Source organism: Bradyrhizobium sp. CSS354, from assembly GCF_029051725.1.
Lineage (GTDB): Bacteria > Pseudomonadota > Alphaproteobacteria > Rhizobiales > Xanthobacteraceae > Bradyrhizobium.
Window position 1 is genome coordinate 109617 of the sequence record NZ_JAACFU010000013.1, and the last position, 19228, is coordinate 128844.

General features: G+C 65.1%; 24 protein-coding genes. 9 read left to right on the plus strand and 15 right to left on the minus strand.

Annotated features, from left to right (window positions below):
• Positions 1–42: 42 nt before the first annotated feature.
• Positions 43–483, minus strand: a complete 441-nt coding sequence (locus GWG67_RS27395) for a nuclear transport factor 2 family protein (RefSeq protein ID WP_275172463.1) — start codon at positions 481–483, stop codon at positions 43–45.
• Between the two features lie 209 nt (positions 484–692).
• The gene (locus GWG67_RS27400; protein ID WP_275172464.1) at positions 693–1145 is read right to left on the minus strand and encodes a nuclear transport factor 2 family protein; all 453 of its coding nucleotides are present in this window, start codon (positions 1143–1145) and stop codon (positions 693–695) included.
• A 261-nt stretch (positions 1146–1406) separates the two neighbouring features.
• On the opposite strand from GWG67_RS27400, the gene GWG67_RS27405 reads away from it, so the two are divergent.
• The 3 genes from GWG67_RS27405 (at position 1407) to GWG67_RS27415 (ending at position 2527) form a co-directional block, all read left to right on the plus strand.
• Complete coding sequence (locus tag GWG67_RS27405; protein WP_275172465.1) at positions 1407–1649, plus strand: hypothetical protein; 243 nt, start codon at positions 1407–1409, stop codon at positions 1647–1649.
• A 118-nt stretch (positions 1650–1767) separates the two neighbouring features.
• Positions 1768–2154 carry a hypothetical protein gene (locus GWG67_RS27410; protein WP_275172466.1) on the plus strand — a complete coding sequence of 129 codons (387 nt, stop codon included), beginning with the start codon at positions 1768–1770 and terminating at the stop codon, positions 2152–2154.
• A gap of 7 nt (positions 2155–2161) precedes the next feature.
• The gene (locus GWG67_RS27415; RefSeq protein WP_275172467.1) at positions 2162–2527 is read left to right on the plus strand and encodes a hypothetical protein; all 366 of its coding nucleotides are present in this window, start codon (positions 2162–2164) and stop codon (positions 2525–2527) included.
• A 68-nt stretch (positions 2528–2595) separates the two neighbouring features.
• On the opposite strand, the gene uvrB is transcribed toward GWG67_RS27415, so the two are convergent.
• The 4 genes from uvrB to GWG67_RS27435 all read right to left on the minus strand — a co-directional run bounded on the left by uvrB (position 2596) and on the right by GWG67_RS27435 (position 7254).
• Positions 2596–5589: an excinuclease ABC subunit UvrB gene (uvrB, locus tag GWG67_RS27420; protein WP_275172468.1), complete on the minus strand. Its 2994-nt coding sequence runs from the start codon at positions 5587–5589 to the stop codon at positions 2596–2598.
• A gap of 106 nt (positions 5590–5695) precedes the next feature.
• The gene (locus GWG67_RS27425) at positions 5696–5926 is read right to left on the minus strand and encodes a hypothetical protein (RefSeq protein ID WP_275172469.1); all 231 of its coding nucleotides are present in this window, start codon (positions 5924–5926) and stop codon (positions 5696–5698) included.
• A gap of 58 nt (positions 5927–5984) precedes the next feature.
• Positions 5985–6212, minus strand: a complete 228-nt coding sequence (locus GWG67_RS27430; protein WP_275172470.1) for a hypothetical protein — start codon at positions 6210–6212, stop codon at positions 5985–5987.
• Positions 6213–6336: 124 nt separating this feature from the next.
• On the minus strand, positions 6337–7254 hold the full coding sequence (locus GWG67_RS27435; RefSeq protein ID WP_275172471.1) for a LysR substrate-binding domain-containing protein: 918 nt from the start codon (positions 7252–7254) through the stop codon (positions 6337–6339).
• Positions 7255–7380: 126 nt separating this feature from the next.
• On the opposite strand from GWG67_RS27435, the gene GWG67_RS27440 reads away from it, so the two are divergent.
• Together GWG67_RS27440 and GWG67_RS27445 are read left to right on the plus strand one after the other, a co-directional pair.
• Positions 7381–8160 (plus strand): sulfite exporter TauE/SafE family protein, encoded by a 780-nt coding sequence (locus tag GWG67_RS27440; protein WP_275172472.1) that lies wholly within the window; start codon positions 7381–7383, stop codon positions 8158–8160.
• Positions 8157–8390 carry a hypothetical protein gene (locus tag GWG67_RS27445; protein WP_275172473.1) on the plus strand — a complete coding sequence of 78 codons (234 nt, stop codon included), beginning with the start codon at positions 8157–8159 and terminating at the stop codon, positions 8388–8390. The genes GWG67_RS27440 and GWG67_RS27445 overlap by 4 nt, the downstream gene beginning before the upstream one ends.
• Positions 8391–8432: 42 nt before the next feature.
• On the opposite strand, the gene GWG67_RS27450 is transcribed toward GWG67_RS27445, so the two are convergent.
• Together GWG67_RS27450 and GWG67_RS27455 are read right to left on the minus strand one after the other, a co-directional pair.
• Entirely contained in the window at positions 8433–9044 is a 612-nt protein-coding gene (locus GWG67_RS27450) for an SCO family protein (protein ID WP_275172474.1), read from the minus strand.
• On the minus strand, positions 9044–10159 hold the full coding sequence (locus GWG67_RS27455; RefSeq protein WP_275172525.1) for an MBL fold metallo-hydrolase: 1116 nt from the start codon (positions 10157–10159) through the stop codon (positions 9044–9046). Before GWG67_RS27455 ends, GWG67_RS27450 begins: the two co-directional genes overlap by 1 nt.
• A gap of 300 nt (positions 10160–10459) precedes the next feature.
• Here GWG67_RS27455 and GWG67_RS27460 point away from each other — a divergent pair, with 300 nt between their 5' ends.
• Positions 10460–11155, plus strand: a complete 696-nt coding sequence (locus GWG67_RS27460; RefSeq protein ID WP_275172475.1) for a glutathione S-transferase family protein — start codon at positions 10460–10462, stop codon at positions 11153–11155.
• A gap of 159 nt (positions 11156–11314) precedes the next feature.
• On the opposite strand, the gene GWG67_RS27465 is transcribed toward GWG67_RS27460, so the two are convergent.
• Positions 11315–11527 carry a cysteine-rich CWC family protein gene (locus GWG67_RS27465; protein WP_275172476.1) on the minus strand — a complete coding sequence of 71 codons (213 nt, stop codon included), beginning with the start codon at positions 11525–11527 and terminating at the stop codon, positions 11315–11317.
• Positions 11528–11641: 114 nt separating this feature from the next.
• Here GWG67_RS27465 and GWG67_RS27470 point away from each other — a divergent pair, with 114 nt between their 5' ends.
• The 3 genes from GWG67_RS27470 to GWG67_RS27480 all read left to right on the plus strand — a co-directional run bounded on the left by GWG67_RS27470 (position 11642) and on the right by GWG67_RS27480 (position 14851).
• Positions 11642–13228, plus strand: a complete 1587-nt coding sequence (locus GWG67_RS27470; RefSeq protein WP_275172477.1) for a DUF1800 family protein — start codon at positions 11642–11644, stop codon at positions 13226–13228.
• Positions 13225–14448, plus strand: coding sequence for a DUF1501 domain-containing protein (locus GWG67_RS27475; protein ID WP_275172478.1), 1224 nt, complete (start codon positions 13225–13227; stop codon positions 14446–14448). The genes GWG67_RS27470 and GWG67_RS27475 overlap by 4 nt, the downstream gene beginning before the upstream one ends.
• Positions 14449–14527: 79 nt before the next feature.
• A complete protein-coding gene (locus GWG67_RS27480; protein ID WP_275172479.1) occupies positions 14528–14851 on the plus strand; it encodes an antibiotic biosynthesis monooxygenase in 324 nt (107 codons plus the stop codon).
• A 19-nt stretch (positions 14852–14870) separates the two neighbouring features.
• Here the strand turns inward: GWG67_RS27480 and GWG67_RS27485 are convergent, their stop codons facing one another.
• The 6 genes from GWG67_RS27485 to GWG67_RS27510 all read right to left on the minus strand — a co-directional run bounded on the left by GWG67_RS27485 (position 14871) and on the right by GWG67_RS27510 (position 18766).
• On the minus strand, positions 14871–15812 hold the full coding sequence (locus GWG67_RS27485; RefSeq protein ID WP_275172480.1) for an aldo/keto reductase: 942 nt from the start codon (positions 15810–15812) through the stop codon (positions 14871–14873).
• Positions 15813–16088: 276 nt separating this feature from the next.
• Positions 16089–16544 (minus strand): GNAT family N-acetyltransferase, encoded by a 456-nt coding sequence (locus tag GWG67_RS27490; RefSeq protein ID WP_275172481.1) that lies wholly within the window; start codon positions 16542–16544, stop codon positions 16089–16091.
• Positions 16545–16610: 66 nt separating this feature from the next.
• Positions 16611–17423 carry a PAS-domain containing protein gene (locus tag GWG67_RS27495; RefSeq protein WP_275172482.1) on the minus strand — a complete coding sequence of 271 codons (813 nt, stop codon included), beginning with the start codon at positions 17421–17423 and terminating at the stop codon, positions 16611–16613.
• A gap of 129 nt (positions 17424–17552) precedes the next feature.
• Positions 17553–17747 carry a hypothetical protein gene (locus tag GWG67_RS27500; protein ID WP_275172527.1) on the minus strand — a complete coding sequence of 65 codons (195 nt, stop codon included), beginning with the start codon at positions 17745–17747 and terminating at the stop codon, positions 17553–17555.
• Between the two features lie 37 nt (positions 17748–17784).
• Complete coding sequence (locus GWG67_RS27505; RefSeq protein WP_007614766.1) at positions 17785–17961, minus strand: hypothetical protein; 177 nt, start codon at positions 17959–17961, stop codon at positions 17785–17787.
• Positions 17962–18115: 154 nt separating this feature from the next.
• On the minus strand, positions 18116–18766 hold the full coding sequence (locus GWG67_RS27510; protein WP_007596746.1) for a glutathione S-transferase family protein: 651 nt from the start codon (positions 18764–18766) through the stop codon (positions 18116–18118).
• Positions 18767–19228: the final 462 nt, after the last annotated feature.

Genomic DNA, 19228 nt, shown 5'->3' on the forward strand with positions numbered 1-19228 from the left:
TCAGCCATCGGTCCCGAACAGCGGGGCCCGTTGGTGTTCCGTTCAGCCGACGCTGGTCATCTTGGGCAGATGAATGGCGCGGCCGAGTGCCTGCTCGACCAGATCAAACGTGTCGATCAGCACGCGCATGCTGGTGAGCTTGCCCGCCCTGAACTGGGCGAATTGCGCCACCCGCAAGCTGATCGGCTTGCTGGAATCCAAGGCGGTCAGCGAATAGCGCAGCATCGAGGCGGCGGAACCGACGCCGAGCATGATGCTCTCGCGGTCGAAGCGGCGGACCTGGAAATTGTCGGCGAACTGGCGGATGACGTCGAGCACGGCGTCCTTGCCTTGGCGCGCGCCGAGGAACGGAAACATGTCGATCGGGCCGTAGAGCGCCCACTCGACGTCCTCCTCGATCAGGGCCTCGATGTCCTCGAAATGCCGGTCGTTGATCGCGCGATGCAACGCACGCGAGAAACGCCAGAGGCTGTGCTCTGTCATCTTGGGCAGTCCTGAAGCTGGCTTGCAAAAAAAACGAAAAACAACCCCAAGCGCACAGGATAAGGTGCCGCGGGGTCGCTCAACTCATTTGTATACGAACAAAATACGCCAATTCGGCCAAAACGCAATTCACGTTTTTGCAATGCACAATTGATCCCGGCGTGTGAGATTTACAATAGGACCCCGTATTTTTCCGGTCCGGGCCGGGGCTAGCCCCCGTCCACCCGCTCGCCCACGATCAGCGGGCCAATCTCACGTTCCAGCACCTGCTGCACCAGATCGTAGGAGTCGATGATCTCGCGGATCTGCGCCACCTCCCCGTTGCGGAAAGTGTAGAACACGGCCATGTCGACCTGAATGATGCGGTCGTTGCTGCGCTTCCTGAAGAACACACGTAGATAGGCCGCGACCGCGTCGCCCTCGGCGACGATCTGCGGCGCCTCGTAGCGGATCTCGGCGTATCGCTCCTGCACGGTGCGCCAGAACTCGCCAAGTTCCTTCTTGCCGTGGCAGGGGCCCATGTGCGGCAGCACGTCGATCGGCGCGTGGGTGAGAAAGTCGACGTCGTCGGTGCAGCAGGCGAGCGCAGCCTGGAGGTCGCTGCGCGCAATGGCGTCGAGCAGATGCAGCACGCGCTGGCGATTGAGCTTCTCGACCGTCATTCCGCCCGTCCTCATTGGCCGTGTGGAGTTGCGCAAGGCTAACGCGCGGCCTCGGACACCGGCAATCCGCAAAACCACAGGGGATATTGCAGACGATATGACGCGCCAGCGCAATGCCAGGTTCATAGCTGCAATTAAGGGTTGAGTGACCGCGCGCCTACACGAATTCGCGCGGCTGGCCTGGGCGCAGGAAGCGAACGCGGAACCGGGACGGGCCCGTGCCCGTTGAGATTGCGACACCGCATCCGGAGACATCGATCGATGAAATTGCTCGCCGCCATCGCCGCCGCACTTCTCATGCTTGGCGCGACCTCCACCGCCAACGCCAAGGGCTGCCTCAAGGGCGCCGTCGTCGGCGGCGTCGCCGGCCACTATGCCGGTCATCATGGCGTCCTCGGTGCCGCCGCCGGCTGCCTCTACGGCCGCCATCATGCCAAGGAGCAGCAAGAGCAGGAGAGGCAGCGGCAACAGCAGAGCCAGGTAAACGGGCAGGGCAAGCTGTAACCCTTGGTCATTCCGGGCGCGCCCCTTGTTCCCGCAGAGGAAATGGGCGTGACGCATCTCACATCAGGCTTCCCTGATGGCGGCTAGATTCATCCGCATGTCATCAGGGAGACGTGCCATGGCCGCCATCGCCAGAGTCAGAAAGTCCAGCCTGCACAATGCGGTCGAAGGCCTCGCGCTGACCGCGACGCTGCAAAGCTTCCCGACCTTCGCCGCCGCCGCCTTCCTGCTCAAGCTGGTCGGCAATCACGACCTGGTCGGCGATCCCGGCGTCGCCATCTTCGTCGCCATCGCCTCGCTCGCCCATGCGCTGCTCGCGGTGACCTTCGAGCCGAGCTTCCCGCACCTCTTCAAGACCGTCTACGAACCAAAGTTCTTCGAGGCCCATCTGTCGCTCGCCGACAAGATCACGGCCTGGCGCACCCAGCCGGTCGCCTCGCTGCAACTGATGACCATCGTGCTGCTGCTGTCGGTGATGGCGGTAGTGACGGCGAGCGTGGGGTAATCGCATTATGCCCTTCATCACCGCGTCGAAATCCGGCGCGCTCAACTGGCTCGAAGGCTTTGCGCTCACCACAATCCTTCAGGGCTTCCCGATCTTCGCCGCGGCGTCGCTGATGGTGAAGCTGCTGGGACATGACCGCGGTGGCAATCATGTCCTCACCATCGCGATGGCGTCGATCTTCTACAGCTGTCTCGCCATCTGGGCGGGATCGACATTCCCGAGATTCGCAAAGAACGCCTACGAACCGCTGTTCTTCGACGCCAGCCTGTCCTTCTCCGACAAGATCGCCTGCTGGCGCGCCAAGCCGGCGACCTCGATGCAGCTGGTGGCCTCAGTGCTGCTGCTGTCGCTGCTGGCGGCAAGCGTGGTGTGAGTTCGCGTTCTGATCCTTCTCGGACGCCGCCACTAATAACCATGGGCGGCGCCGGCGCTCTGCGCCCTCTACCTCTTCTTCCACCCACCTCTATGCCCCGGCGCCCCTCCGCTCGACCGCGGCGATGGCCCGAACTCCGGTCCCGACTGTTTTGAATCCGTCGGCTGGATGATGCGGCTCTCGCCGCCGAACGGCTTTGTCGGCAGCGCGCGGTCGGCGCGATAGGGCAGGGATTCCGGGCCGTGCATCTCGTCGAGATGCGGCTTGTGCACCTTCGAGCCGCTGCCGCCGCCGCTCGCCTTCAGCGCGGAGCTCACGGTCTTTTTCTTCATGGCGCTGACCGGCAAATTCGCCGCATCGCCGTATTTCTTCGCGCCCGCATAGGCGCCGGCCTTGCCCTGGACGGTGCGCTGCTTGACGGTGGGATCGTCGACCACCGCGAGCTCGGTGGCGCGCAGGCGCTTGACCTCGTCGCGCAGCCGCGCGGCTTCCTCGAAGTTCAGATCGGCGGCGGCCTCGCGCATTCTTGTTTCGAGATCGCCGAGCACGGCTTCGAAATTGTGGCCGATCGAGATGACGTCGTCGGTCATGTCGTGGCCGCCGATCTCGACCAGCACATGATCGCGCTCGTAGACGCTGTTCATGATGTCGCCGATCGACTTCTTGATGCTCTCCGGCGTGATGCCATGCGCCGTGTTGTACTCGACCTGCTTCTCGCGGCGCCGGTCGGTCTCGGCGATGGCGCGCTCCATCGAGCCCGTCATCTGGTCGGCATAAAGGATCACCTTGCCGTCGACGTTGCGCGCGGCGCGGCCGATGGTCTGGATCAGCGACGTCTCGCTGCGCAAGAAGCCTTCCTTGTCGGCATCCAAAATCGCGACCAGCGCGCATTCGGGAATGTCGAGGCCTTCGCGCAGCAAATTGATGCCGACCAGCGCGTCGAAGGCGCCGAGGCGCAAATCGCGGATGATCTCGATGCGTTCAATGGTGTCGATATCGCTATGCATGTAGCGGACGCGAATGCCCTGCTCGTGCAGATATTCGGTGAGGTCCTCCGCCATTCGTTTTGTGAGCACGGTGATCAGCGAGCGATAGCCGGCCTGCGCGGTGGCGCGGACTTCGCCGACGAGATCGTCGACCTGGGTGCGGGCCGGGCGAATGTTCACGGGAGGGTCAATAAGTCCGGTCGGTCGGATCACCTGCTCGACGAACACGCCGCCGCTCTCGTTGATCTCCCAGGCGCTGGGCGTCGCCGAGACTGCGACCGTCTGCGGTCGCATCATGTCCCATTCCTCGAAGCGCAGCGGGCGGTTGTCCATGCAGGAGGGCAGGCGGAAACCATATTCGGCGAGCGTCGCCTTGCGGCGGAAGTCGCCACGGAACATGCCGCCGATCTGGGGAACGGTGACGTGGCTTTCGTCGGCGAACACCAGCGCGTTGTCGGGCACGTATTCGAACAGCGTCGGCGGCGGCTCGCCGGGCAGGCGCCCCGTGAGATAGCGCGAATAGTTTTCGATGCCGGCGCAGCTTCCGGTCGCCTCCATCATCTCGAGGTCGAAGGTGGTGCGTTGCTCCAGCCGCTGCGCTTCCAGCAGGCGGCCCTGGTCGTGGAGCTGGTCGAGCCGCATCTTCAATTCGGCTTTGATCGACTTGATTGCCTGCACCAGCGTCGGGCGCGGCGTCACATAGTGCGAGTTGGCGTACATCTTGATGAATTCGAGCTCGTCCTGCTTGTGGCCGGTGAGCGGATCGAACTCCTCGATGGTCTCGATGGTGTCGCCGAACAGGTTCACGCGCCAGGCGCGGTCTTCATAGTGCGCCGGGAAGATGTCGATGACATCGCCGCGCACGCGAAATGTGCCGCGGGTAAAATCGGCCTGGGTGCGCTTGTATTGCAGGGCGACGAGATCGGCGATCAGCTGGCGCTGGTCGATGCGCTCGCCCTTCTTCAGCGCGAACGTCATCGCGGTGTAGGTTTCGACCGAGCCGATACCGTAGATGCAGGACACCGAGGCCACGATGATGACGTCGTCGCGTTCGAGCAGCGCGCGCGTCGCCGAGTGGCGCATGCGGTCGATCTGCTCGTTGATCGAGGAGTCCTTTTCGATGTAGGTGTCCGTGCGAGGAACATATGCTTCCGGCTGGTAGTAGTCGTAATAGCTGACGAAATATTCGACCGCGTTGTCCGGGAAGAAACTCTTGAACTCGCCATAGAGCTGGGCGGCGAGCGTCTTGTTCGGCGCCAGGATGATGGCGGGGCGCTGCGTCGCCTCGATCACCTTGGCCATGGTGTAGGTCTTGCCGGAGCCGGTGACGCCGAGCAGCACCTGCGAGCGGTCATTGCGATTGATGCCTTCGACCAGCTCGGCGATCGCGGTCGGCTGGTCGCCGCGCGGCTCGTAGTGCGACTTGATCTCGAAGCGCACGCCGCCTTCGGACTTTTCCGGCCGCGGCGGCCGATGCGGGGTCCACACCCTGGTGGAGCCGTCGTCCTTGCGGAACTCCGGCCGACCCTCGCGGATCAGCGATTCCAGCGCGTCAGCGGTCGCCTTGACGCCGAGCGCCTCCATCTTGCTGCGCGGCGGACGCGCCAGGGCTTCGGCATCGTCCTCTTCCGTGGGAAGTCCGAGCTGACGCGCCAGTTCCGGATCGAGCGTCGGGATCGTGGCCGCGGTTCCGTAGTTGGCCTGCGGTGCCTCGTCGAAGCCCGCGTTGCGGGCCCCGGATGGCTGCGGATTGGGCCGCAGCGGCATCGGCCGCGTATTGTCCTGCGGAAACTCCTTCGGCGTCGAAGCGCGCGCGCGATGCGCGGCGGCTTCGCCCCCGGAGCGGCGGTCGCGCGAATTGTCCGGCGGCGGCTGCAGGCCGGTGCCCGATCCGAGCCCGGCATCGCCGCGATTGATCGCGGGATTGAGCAACTCGGCCAGCGCCGGCCCGATCGGCTGCACGTCCGGGCGTGACGCCTTGGAATTCGGCGCTTTGGAATTTGGTGCCTTGGCGTTCGGAGCCTTGGTCTTGGGGGATTTGCCGGATTTTTCGGGGGATGCAGGTTTCTTCGCCATGCTCCGAATATGGGGCGAGTCCGGCTCGCAATAAAGAGCGAATGCCCTTCCTAGGTCAGCATGCTGACAGCAGGTTGGCAGCAGGCCCGGATTGCCGGATCTGCGATCAGGCCGCCGGCAGCGGGCCCTCGTCGTCCCCGGCCGCCTGGCGCGGCTCGAGGATGTCGAGATGGATGCCGCCGCAATCGGTGCAGCGCATGGCCCAATATTCGCATCCGGCACGGCCGCCGATCACGCGGAGCACCGTGAGATCGCCGTCGCATTCCGGGCAGCTCGACATCACATAGCGGGTGTAAATCCTCGGCCGCGGCGTGTCTTCGAATTCGATGACTGACATGACCGGTTTCCCCCTTTGACCCTGCGCCGTTCCCTGGTTCGCCTGCAGTCCCGCTCGCTTATTCGTCGTCGCTGTCGTCGGCCCGCCGGCGGAAGCGATCGATGTGATGCTTGGCATGGGCAATCGCGGCATCGGGATCGGGCCAGGCGAAGCCGACTTCCATGGCCGGAAACAGCACGCCGTCGATGGCAACCGGGCTGAAATCGGCACGCCGGATACGGGCGTGCCACAGCCCCTTGCCAGCTTCGAAGGATTCGATGTCAAAGCCGTCGTAGATGGTCGTCATTGCAGTCCCCAAAATGTCTTGTTCGAGCGCCTTGTTGGAGGGTCAGGGGACCACGTTTGCGCATTTTGGGATGTGAAGCCGTTCACAAGCGGCGGGCTTTTTTGACTAAAAGGCTGTTGCAGCGTCAGTTCCGCGCGGCGGTGCGGCCGGTTCGCCTCACCGGACGGGCGGCAGGTTCCGACGCCGCGCGCATGATCCAGCGGCGGAACGCGGCAAAGTCGCGCTGCTCGGTCTGGAAGCTGCGATAGAGCAGGTACCAGCGCATGCCCTTGGGCACCGAGAGGTCGAATGGCGCTACCAATCGGCCGGCGGCGAGATCGTCGTCGATATAGGGCCGGATGCCCATGGCGACGCCGAGCCCGTCGGCGGCAGCCTGGAGCGCCTGGCCGTAGAACTGGAACTCCGGCCCGCGCGCGTTGATGCGCGCGAGGTTCGCGGCCTTGAGCCAGATCGGCCAGTCCTCGGGCGAATGCGCGACGCGGATCAGGCTCGGTCCCCTGAGATCGGCCGGGCGCTTCAGCGAGGAAGCGAGGCGGGGCACGCAAACCGGTGTGAGGTCGCCGGCGAACAGCGGCTCGGCCACCAGCCCCGGCCAGTCCCCGGTCCCGAGCTGGATGCCGCAGCTCCAGTCCTCGCCGAATGGCACTGACGCGCCGCCGGTGGTGAAGCGCACCTCGATGTCGGGCTCTTCGCTGCGAAACTCCGACAGGCGCGGGATCAGCCAGCGCATCGCAAAGGTGTGGCCGATGCCGATGGTGAGCACGCGGACGCTCGAGGGCGCCGTCACCTGGGCGGTGAGGCTTGCGAGCGCGTCGAAGATCGGCGTCAGCCCGCTTTGATAGGCGCGGCCCGCCTGCGTGAGCAGCAGCTTGTTGGCCTTGCGCTCGAACAGCGCGACGCCGAGCCGTTCTTCCAGGATGTGCACCATGCGGCTGACCGCGGCCGCCGACACGCTCAGCTCGAGGCCGGCCGCGGCAAAGCTGCCGGCCCGCGCGGCGGCCTCGAATGCCTTGATGCCGTTGAGAAACAGCAAGCGCCGCAAATGACTGACCCTCAGGAAAGCTGATGCCAGGCCAAGATAACTCAGTTTGCGTAGACGGGGCAAGCGGGGCACGTTCCCCTTCGCTTCTCGCCGCGAGCGGGGGGAAGGCCAACCGGAGATTTTTACGTGACTCCCATCATGATCGCTGCCCTTGGATTGCTGATGGTCGGCACCGCATTCCTGTCGGGGCTGTTCGGCATGGCGGGAGGGCTGATCCTGATCGGCGTGCTGCTGGCCCTGATGCCGCTGCCGACCGCGATGGTGTTGCATGCGATCACGCAGATGGCCTCGAACGGTTGGCGCGCCTTTCTCTGGCGCGCGCATATCCGCTGGCGGCCGGTCGCGAACTATATGGTCGGCGCGGCTATCGCGCTCGCGGCGTGGTCGCTCACCCGCTATGTGCCGGACAAGTCTGTCGCGCTGCTGCTGCTCGGCATCACCCCGTTCATGGCGCGGCTGCTGCCCGCGAACATCAAGCCGGATCCGGACCGTCTCTGGCAGGGCACCGTCTACGGCACGATCTGCATGGGTCTCATGCTGATGACCGGCGTGTCGGGGCCGCTGCTCGACACCTTCTTCCTCGGCGGCGATTTCGGCCGGCGCGAGAAGGTGGCGACCAAGGCGATGTGCCAGCTCGTCAGCCATTTCACCAAGCTGATCTATTTCGGCGGCGTGATCGACCAGGCGGCGACGCTCGATCCCGTGCTCGCGGCCGTCGCGATCGCAGCGTCGATGCTCGGCACCACGCTGGCGCGGCGCATCCTCGAAGCCATGACCGACCAGCAATTCGTGGCCTGGTCGATGAAGCTGATCACCGCCATCGCCTGCTACTACATCGCCTATGGCAGCTGGTTGCTGGTCCGCACGCCCGTGCTGGCAGCCTTCGACAAGGGAGGTTTGCAATGAGCGAGAACGCCGATCCGCTGGTGCTGGACTTCGTCGAATGGGTCGCACGCGAGCCGCGCGCCTATGCCGAGGTGATCGCGACCTGGAAGACCTCGTGCCCGCGCCTCACCATTTGGGAAGACGCCGCCGACCGCGGCTATGTCGCACGCGAGACGCTGCCCGGAATGGGACTGGTGATCGCGGTGACGGAGGACGGCGAGAAGTTGTTGCGCGCGCACGGGCGCCAATAGGCGGACGTCGGAGATCCCCGGTGAGGGCTGAACCGTGAGGGCCTAACGCTGCGGCATCACAAGCCGCGGCCGGATGATTTCGACCATGCGTTCGGCCGATGTGCCCGGCGGAAAAAATCCGAGATACTTTCCGTCGCGATCCATCAGGTAGATATAGGCGGTGTGGTCGACGGTGTAGTCGTCGGCATTCTTGCCGTTCGCCACCTTGGCAAAATAGACCTTGTAGGCATCCGCCGCTGTCCCGATTGCGTCAAGGCTGCCGGTCAGGCCGAGCAGCCGCGGGTGAAACAGCGGCACGTATTCGGCAAGATGCTCGGCTGTGTCGCGTTCGGGGTCGAGTGTGATGAAGACCGGCTGCACGGCGTCGGCATCCGGACCGAGCCGCTCGAGCGCCTGTCCGATCGCCATCAGGTCGGTCGGACACACATCAGGGCAGTAGGTGAAGCCGAAATAGACCAGCATCAGCATCCCTCGGAAATCGCGGTCGGTGCGTGGCTTTCCGGCATGATCGGTGAGCACGAAGGGGCCGCCGACCGGCTCCCTGTTCCACATCAGGATGTCCATCGTCTCCGCGGCCGAGCGTGCCGCCGCAGCACCCGCGCAGGCTGGCGCGAGCGCCAGCCCCAGGCTGAGCCAGCAGGCAAAGCGCAGCATCACAGCCCGAAGGTGAGGCGGCTGCCGGTCGTCGTCACCACCACCCTGTCGGACATCTGGGCGCTCGCCTCCTGCACGAAGTTGAGTCCGCTGCAATGCATGGGCACGACGACATCGGGGTTGAGCGCCTTGATCTCGCCGACGACCTGCATGAGATAGTCCTTCGGCGCCGGCCCGAGATGGAAGCCGCCGACGATGGCGTGCACCTTCTGGATGCCGGAGACCTCCTGCGCCTGCTTCACCGAATTGACGATGCCGAGATGGCCGCAGGACGAGATGACGACGAGGCCCAAATCCTTGACGTTGAAGCAGGTCGCGTGCTCGTGGATGTGTTCGTCTGCGACGATCTTGCCGTCCATCTCGGCCGGCAGATAGTGCCCTACGCTGCAGCCAAGACCGTCCTTGATGCCGAATTCGACCAGGGTGTTCGGCAGCACGCGCTCCGAACTGCGGCGGGTGATCTTGCCCGTCGTGAAAGCGTGGCCGGCGATCACCGTCGGCGTCTCGCACAGGACGGTCGTCACCTTCTGCGCCGCGAGCTGGCGGCGGTCCAGCGTTCCGAAATCAGAAAACTGGCCCTGTGTGGGGGTCGGGTTGACGCGGTGGCAGAAATTGTCCTCGCCGCCAGCATAGAGCCTCACCTCGGCGGGAAGCTTGTCACGGAATTTGTCGAGGAAGCCGCTGAGGCCACCGAAATGATCGTAATGGCCGTGGCTGACGATGAGCGCGTCGAGCTTGCTGGGGTCGACCCCGATCAGTGCCATGTTGTTGAGCAACACTTCCGGCGTATAGCCGTAATCCAGCATCAGTGTGCGCTGGTTGCCGCCGCCCTGCGACTCCAGCCACAGCGACAGGCCCCATTCATTATGCAGCGATTTGCGGAAGTCGGCCGATCGCGCCGCGGGCGCAACGGCGACGCCGTTGATCTTCTTGGGACGGAAGAACAGGTCGTAGCTGGAATCGACCAGCACCTGGATCGACAGCTTGTCGACCGTCGGCACCTCGATCGGCGCCGCGCTCGCGATCTCGACACAAGTGAAAGTGTTTGTTGCGGCCGCGCCGGCCAGTGCTGCCGCGCTCAGCAGGAAGTCACGTCGTGCAATACTGCTCATCAGAAACCCCTCGCCAATATCATGATCCTCGAAATGGCCTGAGCTTAGGTCCGATATGCGGCAGGCACAACGTGCGAGGCCGGGGGTGCTGCGGAGAATTTTACGTCATGCGGCGTGAGGCCGGTCCGATTGACAGGCGTGCGGGATGGTGAACTTCGTGCAAGTGCATCGTCGGTGGTGCGGTCGAGCTATCTCCACATCGTCGTTGCGGGCGCTGGCGAGGCAATCCAGAATGCCGCCGCGGCGGCAGTCCTGGATTGCTTCGCTTCGCTCGCAATGACGGAATACCAGGAGACCCCTTTCATGTCGCTCAAACTGTTCGAACTCGTCGGCACCGATGCCTCGCGACCGTTCAGCCCGTTCTGCTGGCGCACGCGGATGGCGCTGGCGCACAAGGGCCTTTCGGCGGAAACGCTGCCCTGGCGCTTCACCGAGAAGAGCGCGATCGCGCCGCACGGCTCGGAGAAGGTTCCGGTGCTGCTGCATCACGACCAGCCGGTGGTCGTTTCCTGGGCGATCGCGACCTATCTCGAGGACAAGTTTGCGGACCGCCCATCGCTGTTCGGCGGCGAGGGCGGCCGCGCCATGGCGCGCATGCTCAATGCCTGGGGCGACATCGCCATCGTCGGTGGCATCTTTCCGCTGATCATCGCCGACATTCTGAAGAATCTGGACGCGGTCGACGCCGCCTATTTCCGCCAGTCGCGCGAGGCGCGTTTCGGCAAGAGTCTGGAAGAGGTGATGTCGGGCCGCGACGCCGGCGTGGTCGCCTTCCGCAAATCGCTGGAGCCGATGCGGCAGGCCCTGAAGAAGCAGCCCTTCATCGGCGCCGCCGCACCGAACTATGCCGACTACATCGTGTTCGGTGGTTTTCAGTGGGCCCGCGTGACGAGCCCGTTCAAGCTGCTGGAAGCGGACGACCCGGTCTACGCCTGGCGCGAAAAGCTGCTCGATGCGTTCGACGGAATGGCGCGGAAATCACCGGGGCATGCGGTGTAGTTGTCGCGGCCGGCTCTCCCCGGCGTCGTCCTGGCGAAAGCCAGGACCCATACCGCGGAATCTATCGATTGCGTTCGGTAGACGTCCCGAACGACCAGTCTTCGCCAAACAACTCCCTGGGGTAATGGGTCCTGGCTTTCGCCAGGCCGACGCGGAGGATTACGCTTGTGCTCCATCCGGGCTACGCATCGCCGCCGCCTCGCGCAAGCATTCCCGGCACAAGCAATCCTCGCCTTTGACCGGCATCGGCAGCCGCGCCGGTTCTTCCGCGCACCAGCACGTATCTGAGAGGTCGCAGCCGAACTCGGCGCCGCAGCGGGAGCAGGCGAGGCGGCGCGGTTCCTGCACCGGAAGTTCTTGCGGATTTGTCATGATTTGCGCAAAAGCCGTGCTGTCATTTTCATGTCGGGTTCATCTCCCGCTGCGGTATATTATGCCTCGCGCACGTATCAGGAAAGCGGTTGGCAACGCGCGAAGGACACATGGATGGCCCGCGATTCGCAAGCCGCGCTCGTCGCGCTCAACCGTTTCGGCTTCGGTGCCCGCGGCGGCGCATCCGGCGATCTCATCAACGCGGCCTCCGATCCTCGCGGCTTCGTGGCGGAACTCGCCCGCCCCAACGCTGTGCTGCTAGAGGCGCCGGGCCTGCAATCCACGCCGCAGCTCGGGCAGTCCGTGTTCGCCTATCAGGATCAGGTCAAGCAGGCGCGCGAGGCCGCCGCCAAAGCCGGCGCGCCGACCGAAGCACTGCCGCAAGCACCGGCCGATCAGAAGCCCGGACCGCGCCGCAATCTCTCGCTGAACGCCGCGGCAACCGAGATCGCGGGCCAGATGGCCGAGGCCAAGCCGACCGATAATAAGCCTGCTGACAACAAGCCGGCGGACAATATGGCGAAGCCGGACACCATGCAGCCCAACGCGGCCGCGCCGACTGCCGCAAAACCCGCCCCGCAGCCGCTCAATGTCATCCAAAAAACCTTTCGCGCCGAGGCGTTGGCGCGGTTGCAGCGCGCGACCCTGGTCGAGTGCGGCTTCACCGAACGTCTGGTCGTGTTCTGGTCCAACCATTTCTGCATCTCCGCCAGCAAGGGCGAGCTGGCGCGGATATGGGCCGGCGCGTTCGAGCGTGAGGCGATCAGGCCGCACGTGCTCGGGCGCTTCGCCGACATGCTGAAAGCGGTGGAGCAGCATCCGGCGATGCTGTTCTTCCTCGACAACCAGCAATCGCTCGGACCGGACTCGCGCGCCGGCCAGAACCGCAAACGCGGGCTGAACGAAAATCTCGCGCGCGAGATCATGGAGCTGCATACGCTCGGCGTCGGTGGCGGCTACACGCAGGACGACGTCACCGCGCTCGCGCGCATCATCACCGGCTGGACCTTTGCCGGCCGGCAGGGACAGCTGGGGGCGCCCGGTTCGTTCGTGTTCAACGTCAATGCGCACCAGCCCGGGCCGCAAATGCTGCTCGGCAAGACCTACGAGCCGACCGGCCTTGCGCAAGGCGAAGCCGCCCTCGCTGACATCGCACGCCATCCCTCGACCGCGAACTTCATCGCCACCAAATTCGTTCGACATTTCGTCGCCGACGATCCGCCGCCGGCGCTGGTGGCGCGATTGCGCGATGTCTTCATCAAGACCGACGGCGATCTCAAGGCACTCGCAACGGCACTGGTTGATTCCGACGAGGCGTGGCAGGCGCCGCTGACCAAGATGCGGAGCCCCTATGATTTCCTGGTCGCGAGCGGCCGGCTGCTCGCGCGCGTGCCGGAGGATCCCGGCGCCTATCTCAACAATCTCAATCTGCTGGGCCAGCCGTTGTGGTCACCGTCCGGCCCCAACGGTTTCGCCGATACCAGCGCCGCCTGGGCTGCGCCCGAAGGCATCAAGCTCCGGCTCGACATTGCCGCGCAAATGGGCGCGCGGCTCGGGCCCAACATCGACCCGCTCGACCTGCTGGAATTTGCCGCAGCAGATGCGGCCTCGATCGAAACACGGCGCACCATCGAGCGCGCGGAGTCGCGGCAGCAAGCATTGGCGCTGCTGTTGATGTCGCCGGAAATGCAGAGGAGATGACGATGATCGACTGCGTCGAGAACCGGCTCCTCACCTCGCGCCGCGGCCTCCTGCTCGGCGGCGCGTCCTTCGCGGCCTGGGCTTATTTGCCGAAATTCGCACGCGCGGCGGACGGTCGCGATCCCCGGCTGATCGTGGTGATCCTGCGCGGCGCGCTCGATGGTCTCTCGACCGTCGCGCCGGTCGGCGATCCCGATTATGCCGGCCTGCACGGGTCGATCGCGCTGACGGCGGACGGCGCCCATCCCGCCATCATGCTCGATGCTTTCTTTGCGCTGCATCCGTCGATGCCTGAGTTCGGACGCATGTATCGCGACAAGCATGCCGCGGTGATCCACGCGGTGGCGACGCCTTATCGCGACCGTTCGCATTTCGACGGCCAGGACGTGCTCGAAAGCGGCTATGCCGGCCCCGGTCGCGTGCAATCCGGCTGGCTCAACCGCGCGCTGGAGTCGCTGCCGCGTGGCGAGCGGGTGTCGAGTGCCCTTGCCGTCGGCCCGACCACGCCGCTGGTGCTGCGCGGCAATGCGCCGACCGTCGGCTGGGCCCCGGTGGCGCTGCCGCAAGCCGATGACGATACGGCGATGCGTCTGGTCGAGCTCTACCGTCATCGCGATCCCGCGCTGGCAGCCGTGCTGTCGCAGGGCCTTCAGCTGGAGAAGGCCGCGGGCGGCGACGACATGAAGCCGAAGCCGGGCAATGCGGTCGCGCAGATGCGGCAGGTCGCGCGCGGCGCCGCAAAACTGATGGCCTCCGACGACGGCCCGCGCATCGCGGCGCTCGCGTTCGACGGCTGGGACACGCACGCCAATGAAGGCGGGCCGGTCGGCCGTCTCGCCTTCCTGCTCGGCGGGCTCGACGGCGCGCTCGCCGAATTCGAAAGCGGCCTCGGCGAACGCTGGCGCGACACCGTCGTGGTGGTCGCCACCGAGTTCGGCCGCACCGCCCGCATCAACGGCACCGACGGCACCGATCACGGCACGGGAACAATCGCGCTGCTCGCCGGCGGCGCGGTGAAGGGCGGCCGCGTCATCGCCGACTGGCCCGGCCTCAAGCCCGTCAACCTCTTCGAGGCCCGCGATCTCAAGCCCACCACCGATCTGCGCTCCGTGATCAAGGGCGTGCTGCAGGGCCAGTTCGGCCTGTCGGATCGCATACTGGCCGAGACAGTGTTTCCGGATAGCGCGGGCGCAAGGCCGATGAAGGGGCTGGTTACTTAACCTGCGATTCCGGGGCCCGCGCCTTGCGGCGCGTCCCGGAATGACGACATGATCGGCCGAACATCAGGAGATCATCCCCATGTACATCGCCATGAACCGCTTTCGCGTCGCCAAGGGCTCCGAGGCCGCCTTCGAGCAGGTCTGGCTTTCGCGCGACACCCATTTGGACAAGGTGCCGGGCTTCGTCGAGTTTCATCTGCTGCGCGGCCCCGAGCTCGAGGACCACACGCTGTACGCCTCGCACACGATCTGGGCCAACCGCGCCGCGTTCGAGGCCTGGACCAAATCGGATGCTTTTCGTGCCGCGCATGCGCGGGCCGGCGACACCAAGCCGACCTATCTCGGCCATCCCCAGTTCGAGGGCTTCGAGGTGATGCAGACGGTGGGGCGCGGCGCCAAGTAGCGCGCCACGCCCCAAAAGATCAGCCCAGCGTGATCTTGTCGATCTCGGCGAGATCATCCGCTCCGAGCTTCCACGCAATCGCCTTCACGTTCTCCTCGACCTGCTCGACGCGGGTGGCGCCGGCGATCACGCTCGATACTTGCGGGCGCGCGGCGAGCCAGGAAAAGGCGAGCTCAAGCATGCTGTGCCCGCGGGCTTTCGTGAATGCCGCGAGCTTGTCGACGATGTCCTCGTTTCGCGGGGTGACGTAGCGGTCGCGTAACGCCGGTACCTTGCCGAAGCGCGTATCGCTCGGGGCGGCCGCGCCGCGCTGGTACTTGCCGGTGAGGAGCCCGCTTGCGAGCGGGAAGAACGGCAGGAGGCCGAGCTTGTACTCCTGTGCGGCCGGCAGCAGGTCCTTTTCGATGTCGCGCACCAGCAGGCTGTATTCGTCCTGGCAGGAGACGAAGCGGCTGACATTCATCGCACGCGCCGTGAATTCGGCCTCCGCCACGCGCCAGGCCGGGAAATTGGAATTGCCGATGTAGCGCACCTTGCCCTGACGGACGAGATCGTCGAGCGCGCGCAGCGTCTCCTCCATCGGCGTCAGCGGGTCGTAATCGTGCTGCTGATAGAGATCGATGTAGTCCGTCTTGAGCCGCGTCAGGCTCGCCTCGACTGCGTTCATGATGTAGCGGCGCGAAGCGCCCTGTTTGGTTCCGTCGGTCGCCATCGGCTTGGAAAACTTGGTGGCGAGCACGATGTCCTTGCGGCGGTCGCCCAGCACGGTGCCCAGCACCGATTCCGAACCGCCCATGCCGGCATAGATGTCGGCGGTGTCGAACAGCGTGACGCCGAGGTCGAGCGCGCGATGGATTACCTTGCGCGAGGTCTCCAAATCCGTGCGCTGGCCGAAATTGTTGCAGCCGAGGCCGACCGCAGACACGCGCAGGCCGGAGGCGCCGAGATTACGAATTTCCATGGGAGGTCCCTGTCGGAGATGGCAGGGGCGTATTGTGACGGCGGTGCGCCGCCGCAGCAAGCGGCGCGCCGCGCTGCTGCCATGCTGACAAGGAGCTGCCGACAAGGAATTGCCGACAAAAAAATGCGGCCCCTGTCAGACGCGGCGACTGACGGGGACCGCTTTGGGGCGCTTGATCGGTGACGGGGGGCTGACCAGACGCAGCTGCAGCCTAGTCCCGCTATGTTACGCGCGGGTGACAGGCAGAGTTATCCACAGGCCTCCCGATCGCGAGGATCAGAAGATCTTGCGATAGACGATGAACCCGGAACGCTCGGCCACCTTGTCGTACAGGCGCTGCGCCGTGACGTTGGTCTCGTGCGTCTGCCAATAGACGCGCGGGGAGCCCGCGAGCTTCGCGCGCTCGTAGACGCCGTGGATCAGCGCCGAGCCGACGCCCTTGCCGCGTGCCGCCTCGGTCGTGAACAGGTCCTGCAGATAGCAGGACGGCTCGATCGCGGTGGTGCTGCGGTGGAAGAGATAATTCGTCATCCCGAGCAGGCGGCCGTCACTCTCGGCGACCAATCCGTGCACCGGCTCATAGGCATCGAAAAAGCGCTGCCATGTCACACGCGTGATTTCGGGCGAGAGCGCGGTCGGGCCGGAGCGGCCGTAGAAGGCGTTGTAGCCGTCCCACAACGGCAGCCATTGTTCGTAGTCCTGCCTCGTGACGGAGCGAATGCTGAGCGACATATGAAATTCCCGCGAGCGATGAGGCGTCCTTCATACGTGATGATGGACGTGCTGATCAATCGCGCATCACTCCGCGACGCGCAGATACCGGATCAGCTTGCGACCCGCGGGGTCGCGCAGCGAGCGGTAGTAGTCGGCGCGGGACGGCGCATCGGTGTGGCGCACGAGGTCGGTCACGGGCGTGTAGCTCAGCATGCGCCCGCCATCGGGCAGCGTGGCACAGACGAAGCGCAATACCTCGCCATTGCGTAAGGCGATGTTGATCGGCGTGGCATCGCCGATCCGCACCATCTCCATGCGCTGTGCGATGAAGGTGCCAAGCTCGTCCTCGGGCAGTTCGAACGCGCCGGTGTCGCGGCCATGATACATCAGCGCGATGAACGGCGGCTTGCCGTCGGCGATGTCGTCCGGCACCGCAAAATAATCGCGGAACGCCCGGTTGATGAATTCGGCGCGCGTCTCGGCATCGAGCAGCACGATGCCGATATCGACCTGGTCGAGCGCGGCCGACAGCCGTGCGGCGGTGGCGTGGCTCCGACGCTCGGCGGCAAACGTGCCGAGCAGCCGCTGGCGCATCAGGCCGGTGATTCCTGCGGTGCCCGCGGCCGTCGCGGCCAGGAAGCCGAGCTGGATCATATCCGCCGTGGTAAGACCTGAAACGCCGTGCCGGCTGAGGAGCAGCAGTGCCGCGCCAATGACGGCGATGGCTACGCTGGCAACGGCGGAAGCGGGACCAGAGAGCGCGCCAGCGAGCGCCACGATACAGACGAGCAGCGGCGCGGGCGAGGGAACGGGGACGAAGCGATCGAAAAACATCGTCAGCAGCAAAGCCGCTGCCGTCAGCGCCGGACCGGAGATCGCACGCCATCCCAACCGCATGGGCCTGTCTCGCTCCTCCCTGGACGAGGTAAGGCGGCAACACTGACCGAACATTGCGCCATTGCGATGCGGTTTCGCGCGGTGTGCTTAAGGTGCGCTTTGGTTCACGCGCAAAGCTTTCGGATGATTTTAGACCAAATGCGCGTGCTTGAGACGCTGTTGCAGCGCGGGCGCATTCAGCGTCGACGTCCCCTGGCCCTTGCGCGTGCCGACGAAGATCAACAGCGATGCCGCGACGAGGATGGCCGCGGTCAGGGTGATTGCAACGACTACCACAGGTGATTTCATCGACGTCCTGTCGCGATGCCGGTCGGCGCGGGCCACGCGGCGCCTTGAAGGCGGGTCCAGGATGAAGCGGGAATCAGACCGGCAGGCCCATCGCCATGGTCGCCTTGGTCGACAGCACCGTCAGGGTGACGATCAAGCACAGCGAGAGCGCGGCCACGGCGAGCGAGGCCGCGACCGCGTTGGTCAGCCGGGAAGACGAAACGGTAGCGGGTGGGCCCTGAAAGCCTGCCGTGCCGGACGCCCGAATCATGGTCTAAATCCTTCAACGCGCGAGCGAATCACCCGCGACATCGAACAATTTCACTGTTCCAATCGGCAATATTGCGGCGGCCAATCGAGCGAAAACGGCGAGATTGCGGCAATGATGGCCCTTGTGCCCGCTATTCGCAGAGCACTACGCGCCGTCAAGCGCCCGCGGCGATGCTGGCGGGGTCCTCGATGTCGGCCGGCCGCCAGTCCATTGCGACGAAGCCGGGGGCCGCTTCCACGCGCTTGAGCCAGTCCCGGATCGCCGGGAAGGTCGAGAGGTCGAAGTCGCAGCGGTCGGCGAGGTGGGTGTAGCCGTACAGCGCGATGTCGGCGACCGTGAGCTGGCGGGCGGCGAAATAGGCGTTGGTCTTGAGGTGATTCTCCATCACCTGGAGCGCGCCATAGCCGCGCTCCATCCAGTCTTCCAGCGAATGAGTCTGGAGGTCGCGGCCGCCCCTCACCAGCGACAGCCAGAAATAGGCCGCGCCGATGTTCGGCTCCAGCGCGTGCTGCTCGAAGAACATCCACTGCAGCGCGTCGGCGCGATCGATGCGGTTCTCCGGTGCGAGCGGCGTGCCGACGGCGACATACCAGAGGATGGCGTTGGACTCGGCAAGATAGCGATCGTCGCCGACCTCGAGTAGCGGCACCTGACCGGACGGGTTCTTGGCGAGGAAGTCCGGGGTGCGGCTCTCGCCGCGCAGAATGTCCACCTCGACCGCTTCATAAGGCAAGTTCAGCAGCGCCAACGCAAGGCGGACCTTGTAGCTGTTGCCCGAGCGCTGCATCGAATAGAGCTTGTACATTCTGAGGATGATTCCGGAAGACGGGAGGGCGCGGCGCTTGTTGCCCCGCAACGCGGCTAAACAATGATGCCGATGCGAATCCGCCGCAAGACCCGGCCAATAGAAAAACTCGAAAACCCTACCGCATTGCAATGCGGCGGAAGATCATTTCCGTGCGACCATCCAACTCAGTTCACGCTTGCGTCAACGCGCAAGTGCGTTGCTCGACGCGATCGTGTGCGAGAAACGGCGGCCGCGTTTTGGCACTGAAGCTTCCGCATCGTCATGGCCGGGCTTGTCCCGGCCATCTACGCGCTGCATACGCCACGAAGAACGTGGATGCCCGGGCCTTCGCCTCGCCGAAGCGGCTTCGGCCGCGCAGGCGGGACAGGCCCGGGCATGACGACGTTCTCGTTTCATGGCCCTCGAAGGCGCCAAAATTGCTCCGAGGACACGCCTTGTCGGATATGTGGGATTTGCCGC